The sequence below is a fragment of the Rhodoblastus sp. genome (assembly GCF_041915505.1).
Lineage (GTDB): Bacteria > Pseudomonadota > Alphaproteobacteria > Rhizobiales > Beijerinckiaceae > Rhodoblastus.
Map to the genome: position 1 here is coordinate 1 of NZ_JAYSBG010000003.1, position 13,406 is coordinate 13,406.

At 64.4% G+C, this 13,406-nt stretch carries 14 protein-coding genes and 1 pseudogene; 9 read left to right on the forward strand and 6 right to left on the reverse strand.

The annotated features are described in order from the left end of the window. The 5 genes from ACE3S9_RS00385 to ACE3S9_RS00405 form a co-directional block, all read left to right on the forward strand. Nucleotides 1-194, forward strand: a 194-nt coding sequence (locus ACE3S9_RS00385; protein ID WP_374544443.1) for an HAD family hydrolase, incomplete at its 5' end; no start/stop codon positions are given. Then, on the forward strand, nucleotides 187-981 hold the full coding sequence (locus ACE3S9_RS00390; RefSeq protein WP_374544444.1) for an ATP12 family chaperone protein: 795 nt from the start codon (nucleotides 187-189) through the stop codon (nucleotides 979-981). The genes ACE3S9_RS00385 and ACE3S9_RS00390, both read left to right, overlap by 8 nt. Nucleotides 982-1,078: 97 nt before the next feature. Beyond that, the gene (locus tag ACE3S9_RS00395) at nucleotides 1,079-1,657 is read left to right on the forward strand and encodes a hypothetical protein (protein ID WP_374544445.1); all 579 of its coding nucleotides are present in this window, start codon (nucleotides 1,079-1,081) and stop codon (nucleotides 1,655-1,657) included. A gap of 172 nt (nucleotides 1,658-1,829) precedes the next feature. Then, nucleotides 1,830-3,365 (forward strand): acyl-CoA carboxylase subunit beta, encoded by a 1,536-nt coding sequence (locus tag ACE3S9_RS00400; RefSeq protein ID WP_374544446.1) that lies wholly within the window; start codon nucleotides 1,830-1,832, stop codon nucleotides 3,363-3,365. 221 nt (nucleotides 3,366-3,586) lie between these two features. Next, nucleotides 3,587-5,536, forward strand: a complete 1,950-nt coding sequence (locus ACE3S9_RS00405) for a putative bifunctional diguanylate cyclase/phosphodiesterase (protein WP_374544447.1) — start codon at nucleotides 3,587-3,589, stop codon at nucleotides 5,534-5,536. 16 nt (nucleotides 5,537-5,552) lie between these two features. Here ACE3S9_RS00405 and ACE3S9_RS00410 read toward each other — a convergent pair whose 3' ends face one another. Continuing rightward, entirely contained in the window at nucleotides 5,553-6,353 is an 801-nt protein-coding gene (locus ACE3S9_RS00410) for a cell envelope integrity EipB family protein (protein ID WP_374544448.1), read from the reverse strand. A 132-nt stretch (nucleotides 6,354-6,485) separates the two neighbouring features. On the opposite strand from ACE3S9_RS00410, the gene ACE3S9_RS00415 reads away from it, so the two are divergent. After that, nucleotides 6,486-6,998 (forward strand): RidA family protein, encoded by a 513-nt coding sequence (locus ACE3S9_RS00415; protein ID WP_374544449.1) that lies wholly within the window; start codon nucleotides 6,486-6,488, stop codon nucleotides 6,996-6,998. After that, complete coding sequence (locus tag ACE3S9_RS00420) at nucleotides 6,995-7,756, forward strand: glycerophosphodiester phosphodiesterase family protein (RefSeq protein WP_374544450.1); 762 nt, start codon at nucleotides 6,995-6,997, stop codon at nucleotides 7,754-7,756. Before ACE3S9_RS00415 ends, ACE3S9_RS00420 begins: the two co-directional genes overlap by 4 nt. A 49-nt stretch (nucleotides 7,757-7,805) precedes the next feature. Here ACE3S9_RS00420 and rpmG read toward each other — a convergent pair whose 3' ends face one another. Next, nucleotides 7,806-7,973 (reverse strand): 50S ribosomal protein L33, encoded by a 168-nt coding sequence (gene rpmG / locus ACE3S9_RS00425; RefSeq protein ID WP_243067444.1) that lies wholly within the window; start codon nucleotides 7,971-7,973, stop codon nucleotides 7,806-7,808. 128 nt (nucleotides 7,974-8,101) lie between these two features. Then, the gene (locus ACE3S9_RS00430) at nucleotides 8,102-9,277 is read right to left on the reverse strand and encodes an MFS transporter (RefSeq protein WP_374544451.1); all 1,176 of its coding nucleotides are present in this window, start codon (nucleotides 9,275-9,277) and stop codon (nucleotides 8,102-8,104) included. Nucleotides 9,278-9,427: 150 nt separating this feature from the next. On the opposite strand from ACE3S9_RS00430, the gene ACE3S9_RS00435 reads away from it, so the two are divergent. Next, nucleotides 9,428-9,649 carry a hypothetical protein gene (locus ACE3S9_RS00435; RefSeq protein ID WP_374544452.1) on the forward strand — a complete coding sequence of 74 codons (222 nt, stop codon included), beginning with the start codon at nucleotides 9,428-9,430 and terminating at the stop codon, nucleotides 9,647-9,649. 65 nt (nucleotides 9,650-9,714) lie between these two features. Beyond that, nucleotides 9,715-9,948: a hypothetical protein gene (locus ACE3S9_RS00440; protein ID WP_374544453.1), complete on the forward strand. Its 234-nt coding sequence runs from the start codon at nucleotides 9,715-9,717 to the stop codon at nucleotides 9,946-9,948. Between the two features lie 69 nt (nucleotides 9,949-10,017). Here ACE3S9_RS00440 and ACE3S9_RS00445 read toward each other — a convergent pair whose 3' ends face one another. The 3 genes and pseudogenes from ACE3S9_RS00445 to ACE3S9_RS00455 all read right to left on the reverse strand — a co-directional run bounded on the left by ACE3S9_RS00445 (nucleotide 10,018) and on the right by ACE3S9_RS00455 (nucleotide 13,190). Continuing rightward, the gene (locus tag ACE3S9_RS00445) at nucleotides 10,018-10,761 is read right to left on the reverse strand and encodes a TadE/TadG family type IV pilus assembly protein (RefSeq protein WP_374544454.1); all 744 of its coding nucleotides are present in this window, start codon (nucleotides 10,759-10,761) and stop codon (nucleotides 10,018-10,020) included. 173 nt (nucleotides 10,762-10,934) lie between these two features. After that, nucleotides 10,935-11,144: pseudogene (locus ACE3S9_RS00450) on the reverse strand (TadE/TadG family type IV pilus assembly protein); the annotation flags it as partial. Nucleotides 11,145-11,159: 15 nt separating this feature from the next. Continuing rightward, nucleotides 11,160-13,190: a beta strand repeat-containing protein gene (locus ACE3S9_RS00455; protein ID WP_374544455.1), complete on the reverse strand. Its 2,031-nt coding sequence runs from the start codon at nucleotides 13,188-13,190 to the stop codon at nucleotides 11,160-11,162. Nucleotides 13,191-13,406: the final 216 nt, after the last annotated feature.

Sequence of the window (13,406 nt, forward strand, 5' to 3'; positions counted from 1 at the left end):
ACGCCTGCATGATCGGCGACACGACCTTCGACATGGCGATGGCTCATGCGGTCGGCGCCCATGCGATCGGCGTCGGCTGGGGCTATCACCGCCATGAAAAGCTGACCAAGGCCGGCGCGGCGCGGATCGTGCCGGATTTTTTCGCCTTGCGCGCGGCGCTCAGGGAATTCGGGCCGAGTCCAGCGCATGCGTGACGATCTGAGCGGCATTTTCGTCGAATCCGGAGAGCGCGATCCGTTAAAGGCCGCGCAGCGGGAGATGAAACGCCCGCTGCCGAAGAAATTCTATGCCGAGGTCGGAATCGTCCCCGAGGGCGACGGCTTCGGCGTGGCGCTCGACGACAAGCCGCTGCGCACGCCGGCCCGCGCGCCGCTGGTCGTTCCGACCCACGCTCTGGCCGAGGCTGTGGCCGAGGAATGGCGTCGGCAGGGAGAGTTGATCGACCCCGCCGACATGCCGATCACGCGCATGGTCAATACGGCGCTCGACGGCGTGGCGCGCGAAATGGCGGCAACGGCGGCGGAAATCGCCAAATTCGCGGGTTCGGACCTGGTCTGCTATCGCGCGGGCGAGCCGGACAGCCTTGTCGCGGCGCAGGACGCCGCCTGGACGCCGGTGCTCGATCATTTCCGCGACTCTCACGCCGCGCGCTTCATCTGCGCCGAGGGCGTGATCTTTGTCGCGCAGCCGCCGGAATCGCTGGCCGCGATCGAGGCGCTGGTAGCGTCCGAGGCGGCGCGGCCGGACGGGGCGCTGCGTCTGACGGCGCTGCATGTCATGACGAGCCTCACCGGTTCGGTTCTGATCGCGCTGGCTTTGGCGCATGGCGCGCTCGGGTTCGACGCCGCCTGGAGCGCCGCCCATGTCGACGAAGACCACGAATGGCGCCTGTGGGGCGAGGACGACGAGGCCGCCGCGCGCCGCGCCGAGCGCCTGAAGGAAATGCGCGCGGCCTATGAGCTTTATGCGGCTCTGGGCTGAGACTTTGACGCGCCCTGCGACGCGAGGCCTCTTTCCAAACTGTCCGCCGGCGCCCATCTCTCGCCAAAACGCGCCGCCCCTGTTCAGGACCAATTGAATGGATCGCCGCCTCAAGCATGCTTTGCTCACCCTCGCGGCGATCGTCTTCCTGATCGAGGCGTGGCTTTGGGACAAGTCGATCCTGCTCGGGCGATGGGCGCTCAGCCTCATCCCGTGGACCGAGTTCAAGGGCTTCATCGCCGGGCTGGTCGAAAAACTGCCGCCCTATGGCGCGTTGCCTTTGTTCCTGCTCCCGGTCGTGGTGGTCGAGCCGCTGAAGATTATTGCGGTGCGGCAGATCGCGCATGGCCATTGGCTGACGGGCCTGCTCGCCTTCGTCGTGCTCAAATTCGTCGGCGTCGGCCTGATCGCCTTCGTGTTCGATCTCACGCGCGCCAAGCTGCTGTCGATCGGCTGGTTCGCGCGGTTCCACGATTGGCTCGTGCATTGGCGCGACCTCGCCCACGCCTTCATCGAACCCTATAAAACCGCCGTGCGGGCGCGGATCACCGATCTGAAGGCGCGGGCGGCGATCCTCATGCGCCGCCTGGAGGCGTCGGACGCCCGATCCGGCGGCGGCCGTCTCGTGGAAGCCCTGATGCGGGTCCGCGCCCGGATCCGCAAATCGCAGGCCTGATGCGGGTTTGCGCCCGGGGACCCATTAGCCCAATGGATTTCATCCTTTCGTCACGCAGCGGGTTCCGGCGATAAAAAAGCCGTGCTAAACCCGGTCGACGTTTTTTGCGGCGCAGTGCAAAGAGAGCTTTCCCGGCTTCTCGAACATTCCGCCAAGAGACCGGGACATCTCCATGAAACATATCATCGAAGCCCTCGACCAGCGTCGCGCGGGAGCGCGGCTCGGCGGCGGCCAGAAGCGCATCGACGCCCAGCACAATCGCGGCAAGCTGACCGCGCGCGAACGCATCGAATTGCTGCTCGACCACGGCTCGTTCGAGGAATTCGACATGTTCGTGCAGCATCGCTGCGTCGATTTCGGCATGGACCAGGGCGACAAGATCCCCGGCGACGGCGTCGTCACCGGCTGGGGCACCATCAACGGCCGCGTGGTCTATGTCTTCGCCAAGGATTTCACCGTGCTTGGCGGCTCGCTGTCGGAGACCCACGCCGCCAAGATCACCAAGATCCAGGACATGGCTTTGCGCAATCGCGCGCCGATCATCGGCCTCTTCGACGCCGGCGGCGCCCGCATTCAGGAAGGCGTGGCCGCGCTCGGCGGCTATGGCGAGGTGTTCCAGCGCAATGTGCTGGCCTCGGGCGTCATCCCGCAGATTTCCGTCATCATGGGCCCCTGCGCGGGCGGCGACGTCTATTCGCCGGCCATGACCGACTTCATCTTCATGGTCAAGGAGACGAGCTATATGTTCGTCACCGGCCCGGATGTCGTGAAGACCGTGACCAACGAGACCGTGACGGCGGAAGAACTCGGCGGCGCCTCGATCCACGCCACCAAGAGCTCGGTCGCCGACAAGGGCTATGACAATGACGTCGAGGCGCTGCTGCAGATGCGCCGCCTGATCGATTTCCTGCCCTCGTCCAATACCGACGAGGTTCCGGAATGGCCCAGCTTCGACGAGGGCGACCGCGTCGACACGTCGCTCGATACGCTGATCCCGGACAATCCGAACAAGCCCTATGACATCAAGGAGCTGATCGCGAAGGTCGTCGACGAGGGCGATTTCTTCGAGATCCAGGAAGCCCACGCCAAGAACATCGTGATCGGCTTCGGCCGCATCGACGGCCGCACCGTCGGCGTGGTCGGCAACCAGCCTCTGGTGCTGGCCGGGGTGCTCGATTCCGACGCCTCGCGCAAGGCCGCCCGTTTCGTGCGCTTCTGCGACGCCTTCAACATTCCGATCGTTACTTTCGTCGACGTTCCCGGCTTCCTGCCCGGCACGGCGCAGGAATACGGCGGCCTCATCAAGCATGGCGCCAAGCTGCTGTTCGCCTATGCCGAGGCGACGGTTCCGAAAATCACCATCATCACCCGCAAGGCCTTCGGCGGCGCCTATGACGTCATGGCCTCGAAACATTTGCGCGGCGACGTCAATTACGCCTGGCCGACCGCGCAGATCGCGGTGATGGGCGCCAAGGGCGCGGTCGAGATCATCTTCCGTCAGGACATGGGCGATCCCGAAAAGATCGCCGAGCGCACCAAGGAATATGAAGATCGCTTCCTGTCGCCGTTCGTCGCGGCCGAGCGCGGCTATATCGACGAGGTGATCCAGCCCCACAGCACGCGCCGGCTGCTGACGCGGGCGCTCGCCATGCTCCGCAACAAGGAGCTGGAGAATCCCTGGAAGAAGCACGACAATATTCCGCTGTAATTTTTTCGCGAATGGTTATGCATGACGAAAGCCTTCCGCTTCCCGGCGGGAGGCTTTTTTGCGCCATTTGCCAGCTCTTAACCCCCCGAATGGCACATTTGCGCGGGACGCCGTAAGGTAAGCTTAAGCTGCACGGAATAAGACAGGCCATTGCCGCCTTTCGGGCTCCCGCCGACGAGGCCTGCGACCGCCTATTTCATTTTGGAACACTGATGTTCGTCATGCCGTCTTTGTTTGAGGAATGGCGGCCGAAGCCGGCGAGCGGCCTCGAACGCGAACTCGATCTCGCGCGCCTCGCCCTTCTGATCACCAATCTGCCGCTGCTTTACGGCATCATCTGCCTCAATGTCATCGTCACCGCCCACGCCTTCGCGCATGTCGCGCCGCCGGAACTGATCTATGCCGCGCCGGCGGTCCTGATTTCCGTGGCCATCTCCCGCGTGATCTATTGGCGGCGGCGGCGTGAAATGATCTATGACGCCGATCGCGCCCGCGAGATGCTGCGCTCGGTGCATGTCGTCGCCATCGGCTCGGGCGCGCTCTATACCGCCTGGACCATCGCGCTCTTTCTTTATGGCGACTTGTTGCTGCGAAGCCAGGTCGTCTTCACCGTGGTCATCACCAATATCATCTGCAGCTTCATCCTGGCCCAACTGCCCAGGGTGGCGCTCGCGCTCGCCGGCATCTCCATGCCCGGTTTTCTGCTGCTCCTTGGCATAACAGGCGGCGTCGACGCGCCGGTCATCGCGCTCGACCTGACCCTGGTCGGGCTGTTCCTCGCCCATATGGTGATGGCTTCGTCGCGGGATTTCGAAGCCTTGGTCGCCGCGCGCGTCCGCGCCGTCGCGCTGGCCAACGAAAACCAGCGGCTCGCCAATACCGACAGCCTGACCGGCCTGCCCAACCGGCGCGAATTCTTTCAACGCCTCGAGCGGGCGATTGGCGCGGAGGGCGATCAGGGCAGGCTGGTGATGGGCGTGATCGATCTCGACGGCTTCAAGCCGATCAACGATCTCTACGGCCATGCGATCGGCGATTGCGTGTTGCGCGAATGCGCGGCGCGGCTGGAGGCCTTTTCGGGCGGCGAAACCACCATCGCGCGCCTGGGCGGCGACGAATTCGCTCTGTTCATCCGCGGCGATTTCGATGAGGCCGACATCCTTCATCTCGGCGACCAGGTTTGCGCCGCGATCCGCGCGCCTTTGCGTTTCGCCGACGTTCACGCCGGCGTTTCCGCCTCGATCGGCTTCGCGCGCTTTCCCCATGACGCCATGGACGCGCATCATCTCTATGAGCGCGCCGATTACGCCCTTTACTTTGGCAAGCAGAACCATCGCGGCGGCCCGGTGCTGTTTTCGTCCGAGCACGAAAGCAAGATGCTGCTGAACGCCCGGATCGAACAGGCCCTGCGCAAGGCGGATTTCGAAAAAGAGCTGTCGATTCAGTTCCAGCCGATGCTGCACGCCGAAACGCAGGAGATCGTCGCTTTCGAGGCGCTGACCCGCTGGTCCAATCCCGACCTCGGCCTCGTCAGCCCGGAGGTCTTCATCCCCGTCGCCGAAGCCGGCGAGCTGATTCACATCATCACCCGGACCAGCCTGCGCAAGGCTCTGCTGGCGGCGCGGAACTGGCCGGCCGGCATCAATCTCAGCTTCAACATCTCGATTCGCGACCTGGCGTCGCAGCGCGCGCTGAATCAGGTGATGATGCTCATCAGGAGCAGCGGATTCGATCCCGCGCGGCTGGATATCGAAGTGACCGAAACGGCGCTGGTCGCCGATTTCGAGCGCGCCTCCGCCGCGATCGCGCAGCTCAAGGCCATGGGCGTGAATATTTCGCTCGACGATTTCGGCACCGGCTATTCCAGCCTGGCTTATGTTCATCGCCTGCCGCTGGACATGATCAAAATCGACCGCAGCTTCGTGCAGGAAATGCATGTCAGCGCGGTGGCGCGCGATATCGTCCGCTCGATGATCGGATTGTGCTCGAATCTGAAGCTCAATTGCGTGACCGAGGGCGTCGAAACGGCCGAGCAGTTCGACCTGCTGCGCGCCTTCGGCTGCACCTTCGTTCAAGGCTATCTGTTCGGCCGCCCCGTCGACGAGGCCGAGGTCGCGAATGTGATCGCGCGATTCCGTTCGGACGGGCGGGTCGAAGCGCGCCGCGCCTGAGGCTCGGAGCGGCTCGTCAGCGGCGGCATTTCGAGGCGGGCGGAAATTCGATCCGCGTCAGTTCGCCGGTCAGCACGAAATCGCCATAGTCGAGCTTCAGTCCCGTCGACACGCCATTCTCATAGAGATTGAACGACAGTACGTAATCGGGCAGGCCGTCCTGCTTGTCGCGCGAGAAATAGGCCAGCGACACCGGCCAGCGCGTCAGGTCGCGCAAGGCGGCGTTCGCCGCGCCGCTGTCGGGATCGGGCGCTCGCAGCGGCGCGCCGATCACCGTGGTGACATCCTGAATTTTCCGGCCGTTGTCCGAGGCGTCATAGACCCTGGCGAGCAGCAGTTTTTCGCCGCGCCGCGCGGCTGCGATGACCCGTTCGATATGCTGGGTCGGAAACAGCACGTTGCCGCCGGTCTCCAACCGGAATGGCTCGGGCCGGCTCAAAGCGATGGCGACGCCCCGCGCGCCGCGCGCGGCATGGCCGTCGACATCGACGCCCCTGCCGATAATGCCGGATATGTTGAAACGGAAGTCGTCGCCCTTGACGCCTTCGAACGTGGTCGAGCGCGTCTCGGTCAATTGCCGCTCGCCTTCATTGGGCTCGATATCGAGCACCTGGCGCAGGGTCTGGGCGTAGCCCTCGCAGGAGGCGCCGAAATCGAAGGCGATCTTGCCATTTGCGCTCGCCGGGGCCTTGGCGCCCGCGCCTTCCAGCAGGCGCAGATCGTAGATCGCCTTGTGGCTCGCCAGCGCGAGCGCCGGCGCGGCGGGCTGGCCGAGCGCCGCGACGCTCACGAGCGCGGCCAGGGAAATTGCCGCCAAAGGAAACGCGAGAAGGCGCGCGGGGCGGGGAACAGAGGGGATCAAGCGCATGGAAGAGGCTTCACGACAGGATTCGTTGGCTGAAACTCTAGCTTTTCACCGACCTTGCTGGAAGCCTGTGGCGAAACTAGGATGAAGAGGATCAGGAAGGACGAGGCCATGACGCAGACCGGCGACGCGATCGAACAAAGGCTGCAGGCGCTCGGCTTCACGTTGCCGCAGCCGGCGGCGCCGATCGCCAATTACGTTCCCGCCGTGGCGAGCGGCGGCTGCCTGTTCGTTTCCGGCCAATTGCCGTTCGGCGGCGACGGCGCCCTCGCGCCCGGCCATGTCGGCAAGGTCGGCGCCGAGGTGTCTGAAGTCGAGGCCGCGCGGGCCGCGGAGCTGTCGGCGCTGAATTGCCTCGCCCAGGCCAAGGTCGCGCTGGGCGATCTCGGTCGGATCGGCCGTTGCGTCCGGCTCGGCGGCTTCATCCATTGCGCGCCTGATTTCATCCGCCTCGCGGCGGTGATGAACGGGGCGTCGGATCTCGTCGGCGCCGCCCTCGGAGCGATCGGCGCGCATGCCCGCTCGACCATTGGCGTGGCGCAATTGCCGCTCGGCGCCTGCGTCGAGGTCGAAGCCATTTTTGAAATCGCGCCATGAAGCCCGAGCGCCGCCCCGACCCGGCCTGGCTGGTCGCGCGGCCGATCGCGCATCGCGGCCTGCATGACGCGGCGGGCGGTCTGGTCGAGAACAGCCTGGGCGCCGCCCGCGCGGCGGTCGCGCGCGGCTATGCCATCGAGGCCGACCTCCGACTGTCCCATGATGGCGAGGTTTTTGTCTTTCACAACGATACGCTGGAGCGCCTGACGGACGAGGACGGCGATTTTGGCGCGCGGCCCTGCGCCCAATTGAAGAAAATTCGGCTGGGCGACAGCCATGAAACCATTCCGACGCTGCGCCAATTGCTGGCGACCGTCGACGGCGCCACGCCCCTGATTCTCGAATTGAAAAGCGATTTTTCCGGCGATCTCGCCTTGTCGGCCGCCGTGGCGGCGGCGCTCGGCGGCTATTCGGGCGCAGTTGCGCTGAAAAGCTTCGATCCGGCGCTGATCGCGGCGCTGCGCGCTCTCGATTCGCCCTGGCCGCTCGGCATCGTCGCGCAGAGCGATTATGACGAGGAGGAGTTCCTGTGCCTGACGCCGAGCCAATGGCGCGCGATCACCCGCTTCACCCATGCCGCCGAAACCAGGCCCGATTTCCTGTCGTGGCGGGCGGCCGATCTGCCCGCGCCGCTGACCGCCTTCGCCCGCGCCTGCGCGCCAACCCCGGTGCTGACCTGGACGATTCGTTCGGAGGAACAGGCGGCTTTGGCCCGCCGCCATGCCGACCAGATCATTTTCGAGGGCTTCGAGGCTTGAAACAAAAAAAAGCCGCCCGAAGGCGGCTTTGAAAGGACAAGTTCAAGTCTTACTTGATCTTGGTTTCCTTGAACTCGACGTGCTTGCGCGCGACCGGGTCATATTTCTTGAACGCCAGCTTGTCGGTCTTGGTGCGGGCGTTCTTCTTGGTGACGTAGAAATAGCCGGTGTCGGCGGTCGACAGCAGCTTGATCTTGATCGTGGCGGCCTTGGCCATGGATGTAAACCTTGCATGCGAAACAGGCGCCGCATCCGGAACATCGGACGGAGGCCAGCGACGGAACAAAAGGGGCCGGATCGCTCCGGCCCAAACTCGCGGGCACCATACGCGCTGAACCGCTTTTGTCAAGCGCGGCTGCGCCGGCGCGCGCTCGACGGCGCCCCGCGTGTCACGACAAAGGCGAGATAGGCCAGGAACAACACGGCGAGCGCGTCGAACATGCCGCGCGGCGAGGCGAGGTCGATGCCGAAGCCCAGCGTCGGCGGGCCGATCATCATGCCGAGCGAATACATCATGATATAGGCGGCATTGGCCGAGCCCAGCTCCGCGCCGCGGAATCTTTCGCTTAGAATCGCCAGGCCGACCGGATAGAGCCCGCCGATCACGCCGCCCCAGATGAAAAGCGCCGCCGCATAAGTCGAGCGGTCCGAGGCCAGAGCCGGCAAGGCCAGCGCGCCGGCGAGGCCGAACAGAGCGAAAAAGGCCAGCATCCAGGTCTTGTTCAGGCGGTCCGCGACGAGCCCGATCGGAATCGGGAAAACCACATTGCCGAGCGCGACCAGCGAGAGCTGGAAGGTCGACCAGCTCTGGGAAAATCCCGAGCGCAGGCCGAAGACCGGGAGCAGGCCGTTCAGCCCGGTCTCGATCGCGCCATAGAGCAGCGCCGCGCAGAGCGCGACCGGCGAGGCGATGAAAATCCTGCGCAGATTGGGGCGCGCCGGCCCTTCCATCGTCACCGCGCCTTCCGCGCCGGCCAGCGCGACCGGGATGGCGGCGGCGGCGATCAGGCCGGCGGCCGCGAAGAAGGGCGGCAGGCCCTGCGCCCCCGTCAGGCTGAGCAGAGCGGGGCCGATGGCGAAGCCCAGCGCCAGCACGGTGGCGTAAAGCCCGAGCACGAATCCCCGCTGCGCGGGCGGCGCCGCCGCGCTGATCCAATATTCGCTGACGACGAAAATAATGGTCAGCGACAGGCCGAAAGCGATGCGAATCAGCAGCCAGAGCTGGTAATCCGCGCAGAAGGCGAAGCCCATCATCGCCGCAATGCCGAGCGCAATGGCCCCGAACAGCAGGGGGCGCACCCCGAGTCGGCGCGCGAGCCAGGGCGTCAGCGGCGCGCCGGCCAAAGTGGCGAGGCCGGTGATGGCGATATGCAGGCCATTGGTGTGGCCGGGGAAGCCGGCGGCCTCCAGCCGCAGCGCCAGCAGCGGAATGACCAGCGACAGGCCGATCCCGACGATGGAAATGCAGGAAATGGCCGCGGCCAGCCGCTTCCGGGTCTGCGAATCGAATTGGGAGAACATGCCGCCTATAGGCCACGAATCGGCGGCGGATAAAAGGTCGGCTGCGGTTGCGGCCGACCCTGCCTCATTTGGGGAATGCGCGGGCCAAGCCGATATGGTCATTGGACGAGACGCCGGTCATCGTCCGGCTCGCGGGGCGCCTCTTGCAGAATGAAAGAGAATCGTAAGAAGAGCTTTTCGTCCGGGCCGCCGCGCTATCTGGTCTGCCGCGACGGCCGCCCGATCGGCGTGGCCGCGAGTTTCGAAACCGCGCTTGAAATCGCCGGCGACACGGCGGCGCAAGCCTCGGGTGGGGCTGTGACGATTTATGAGATCGCGACGGGCGTTCATGTCGATGTCGCGAAGGCGCCCGGCGGCGGGGCGCCGGATTGAACATCCGCCGGCGGCGTGGAGCGGGGCCGGGGGGCGCCCTCCCAGGATGTCGAGAAGGAGGAGCGATGGACCGCGCTGCTTACGCCAAGATCACGCTGGCCGATCTCGCTTTGCTGGTTATCGACGCGATCGAGGCGTCCTGCCATTCCTGCGGCGCGAACTGGCGCGCGCCTTATAATTTCCTGCCGCTTTCCACCCGCTTGGAGACGATGGAAGACCTGCTGATCTGCCCGGTTTGCGGCGGCAGGGAGCTGAACGTCGCGCCAGCTCTGAACATGGAAACCGGTAGGGCGCATTAGGGAGCTGACGATCCCGTGGCCGCCAGCCGGATCGGAGATCAGCCGCCGTGCCCCCGAACAAAAAACCGATCAGGAGCTCATTGGGTAGCAGGCCTGCGCCGACAGCGTCTTGCTTTGGAGGCCGGGGATGAGGGTTGTCGCTGGGCTGAACGCGTACTGGACATTCACCAGCGCGAACGTGCCGGAGGTCGAGGTCTGGCAGGTGGACGTGGCCGTTGTCGAGGAAGTAATATTGCTCGACGTAAGTGTCACGCCCCATTGTTTTGCTTCGTTCTGGGCGTAGGTCGTGGTGAGGCTGGAGCTATAGCCGCTGGAATTGGCGCAGCCACAGCTTAGGCCGGTGCAGCCGGTGGCGCCCGCGACCTTCAGTCCGACGCAACGGGCGGTGGCCGCGGCAGTGCTTTGCAACGCCTCTTCGATCCAGACCGCGCGCCCGAACTCCAATATGCCGAACATGAACAGAAGCAGTGGAAAGCAGACGATGGCGAATTCCACGGCTGAGGCGCCGCGCTCGTCGCGGCCGGCCGCTGCAAGAAGAACAGAAAATCGGCGGGTCATTGGACCTGTATGACGCTGCTTGCGGTGATTGAGGATGGAATGATTCCGGACGGAAGAATCATGGAATTGAAGCTCCGGCACGCCTGAAGCACCACGAATTTGCCGGCGACCGTCCCATTGGATCCGCAGGAGGGTGGTGAAGCTGGCGGCGTGACTGTATAGCCCGTTCCCCACGTAACCGAAACGCCCGAACCTGTTGGGCAATAATAATAATCGGCGTTTGTGGCCGTTACGCCCGTCGGCGTCATGCTGCATCCGCCAGCAGCAGTGGCCGTCGCACCATTGTTGACGTTGACGGAGGCGCCCGCCCAATTCGCCGTCGGATAGGAGGATGAAATGATGGAGGATAGCGTCGAGGCGAGCGACGATGCGCCGCTACTGGATACAGAATTCGCGTTGGCGAGCGTATAATTGGACGCGGCTGCGAGCGCGTTGGCGAGCTGGAACTTGGTTCGCACCGCCATGCCGAAATCTATGGCGGCGCCGAGCGTGGCAAGGAAAATGGGCGTTACCAGCCCGAATTCTACGATTGACGCAGCCCTCCCGTCCGCAAGGAACCGTCGCAGGCGGCCGTTCCTATGAGGAGCGATCGCTCCGTGGCTGCGACCATTGGGTGACGGGACGGGAGAAGCTGTCATTGGCCTGGGCTCGATTCACATGACAAGTTTAGGGGACGAGGAGCCTGTGCCTGAGCCGCTGATGCAGGTCGAGGCGACGGTAGTTCCGCCGGACATTGAGACGGACAGCGCAACAATCTGGAAGCAGCCGCCGGCCCACGTGGCACCGTCGGGGCGCTTCGTCGAGGTCGAATTGATGCTGGCGCCGCCGGACATGGTGAAGGCTCCGAGCGGCTCGTAGAATGCGCCGGTCATATTCGCCGTGGCGCCGCCGGAGAACAACACGCCCGAAGAGATGCCGGAGGTGGACGACGGGCCGACGAACAGCAGGTTGGCATAGGTTCCGCTGGTCGGCGCGCTGACATACACATTGCTGAAGCCGGCCGTGAAGCAGATAGCCAGGTTTTTGCAGGTGCCGCTGCTCGGCGTGGTCGAGGCGCCATAGATGATGGTGACGCCAACGCCCCACAGGCCGACGCTATAGCCGTTGCAGGTGACCGAGCCGCCGCCGTTGTTACCATAGGAGAGATAGCCGGTGATCGTATAGGTTCCGGAACCGAGGATCGTGCCGCCCGCAGTCGCGAACGAGCCTTTGATGTCGTGGTTGGTCGCGGCAGGCAGGGTCATGCAGCTGCCGCCGCCTTGGTCGGCGTTGATGTTGCCATTGACCTGGAACAGGCTCGAAGAGCCGGTGGCGTCGGCCAGGACGATTTTTCCGCCGCCGCCCAGCCAGATTGCGTTGCCATCGGAAGCCGCGGCGATCTGATAGCTGTTGGCCGTGCCCGAGCCCATGGTGAGGGTCGAGCCGCCGCCCACATAAATGCCGCTGGCGAGCGAAAAGGTATTCGTTCCGCTGAAGGTGATCGTCGACGTGTCGCAGATGCTGAAATAGCCTTCGCTGCTGCACTTCGACGCGCTCTGGCCGAATTTGAAGGTTCCGTTGTTCGCGAAGGTGACGTTCGAGCCGCCGCTGACCGTGAGGCCATTGGAGAAATTATAGGCTCCGGCGCCGTTGAACGTCGCTGTCGGACCGTTGGTGATGGAGACGTCCTTGCCGAAATTGACGGTTCCGGCGCTGTTGAGGGTGAGAGTCACGCTGCCGCTGACCGTCATGCCGCTGATGAAATTATAATTGGCCGACGCGAAGGTGACCGTCCCGCCGCTCAGCTGTTTGGTGACGTCCTGCTGGAAGGTAAAGTTGGTCGTGCCCGAGCCGGAGGTCGCGATCGCGAAAGCCTGGCCGCCGCCGACGGTCAGATTCGTGAAATTATAGGAAGCGCCCGCCGGGCAGGTGATGGTCCAGGTCGAGCCCGAATAGGTCGCGGTGCATCCGCCGTTGGTCTGCGCCGTCGTCGGATAATAGCTGAGCGAGAACGAAACATTGGTTCCGCTCGACGTCGGCGCGGCAGGCGCCGAAAGCGTCGGCAGCGACAGATTGGAGATGTAGTTTTCCGCGGCGACGACGCCGGAACTGGAAGCCAGCGGGTCGGTCACCGAGGCATGCGTCAGGGTCGAGGTGGTGATGCCGTTACAGCCTTGCGTGGGCGTCGCGCCGCCATAGGTCACGCCTTTGGCGGTGATCGTAGTGCCGCAGGGCACGGTAAGCGATGCGTTAGAGGACACGCCGCATTGCGGCGCGGAAATCGACGTGCCGCCACTCAGCGTGACGCCGGTGGACGAGGAAAGGGTCGTGATGCAGGCCGGGATCCCGCCGCCGAACTGTGCGTAGCTGACGCCTTGAGTGGTCAGGGACTTGTTGGAACTGCCGGCGAGGACCTCAGCCAGGAAGAGCGGCGCGCTGGTCGTGACGGTAACCATGAGCGCCGATTTGGTCGAATCTGCTGGCGATGTGGTCGGGGTGACGGCCACCCCGGTTGAGGGAACGCCGTTCAGTGCGGCGACGTTCTGCGCAATCGAGATCGCCGCCGCCGGGACAGTAGGGCTGCATACGTGGGCGGTGCAATAGAGTGCCGCCGCATAAGCGGCGGCGTCGGCGATCCTCTGGTCCTGCTGTTGTCGCTGCAGCGCCAAGCCATATTCAGCCACAAGCGAGACGACGCCGATCACGCCAGCGAGGATTGCCGCGCTCAGAATGGTGACATTGCCGCGACGGTCGGCGACGAAGCCGGCGAAGGCCGACAGGATCTGAGTTGCACGCATGGATGGACTGCCTAACGAAAGCGTACGGATCGAATATAGCTAAACGATCACCCTTGAATACGCTGTTAGGCGCATGATTCATATTTTACGTAACGTCAGATAAGGCGCTGGTTAATAAAAGAT

Bases quoted from the DNA above. Each gene is read 5' to 3' on its own strand.
- ACE3S9_RS00420 (WP_374544450.1), top strand. From the start codon at position 6,995: ATGAAGCCCGAGCGCCGCCCCGACCCGGCCTGGCTGGTCGCGCGGCCG.
- ACE3S9_RS00405 (WP_374544447.1), top strand. From the start codon at position 3,587: ATGCCGTCTTTGTTTGAGGAATGGCGGCCGAAGCCGGCGAGCGGCCTC.
- ACE3S9_RS00415 (WP_374544449.1), top strand. From the start codon at position 6,486: ATGAAGAGGATCAGGAAGGACGAGGCCATGACGCAGACCGGCGACGCG.
- ACE3S9_RS00395 (WP_374544445.1), top strand. From the start codon at position 1,079: ATGGATCGCCGCCTCAAGCATGCTTTGCTCACCCTCGCGGCGATCGTC.
- ACE3S9_RS00445 (WP_374544454.1), bottom strand. From the start codon at position 10,761: ATGCAGCATGACGCCGACGGGCGTAACGGCCACAAACGCCGATTATTA.
- rpmG (WP_243067444.1), bottom strand. From the start codon at position 7,973: ATGGCCAAGGCCGCCACGATCAAGATCAAGCTGCTGTCGACCGCCGAC.
- ACE3S9_RS00430 (WP_374544451.1), bottom strand. From the start codon at position 9,277: ATGTTCTCCCAATTCGATTCGCAGACCCGGAAGCGGCTGGCCGCGGCC.
- ACE3S9_RS00400 (WP_374544446.1), top strand. From the start codon at position 1,830: ATGAAACATATCATCGAAGCCCTCGACCAGCGTCGCGCGGGAGCGCGG.
- ACE3S9_RS00435 (WP_374544452.1), top strand. From the start codon at position 9,428: ATGAAAGAGAATCGTAAGAAGAGCTTTTCGTCCGGGCCGCCGCGCTAT.
- ACE3S9_RS00440 (WP_374544453.1), top strand. From the start codon at position 9,715: ATGGACCGCGCTGCTTACGCCAAGATCACGCTGGCCGATCTCGCTTTG.
- ACE3S9_RS00390 (WP_374544444.1), top strand. From the start codon at position 187: ATGCGTGACGATCTGAGCGGCATTTTCGTCGAATCCGGAGAGCGCGAT.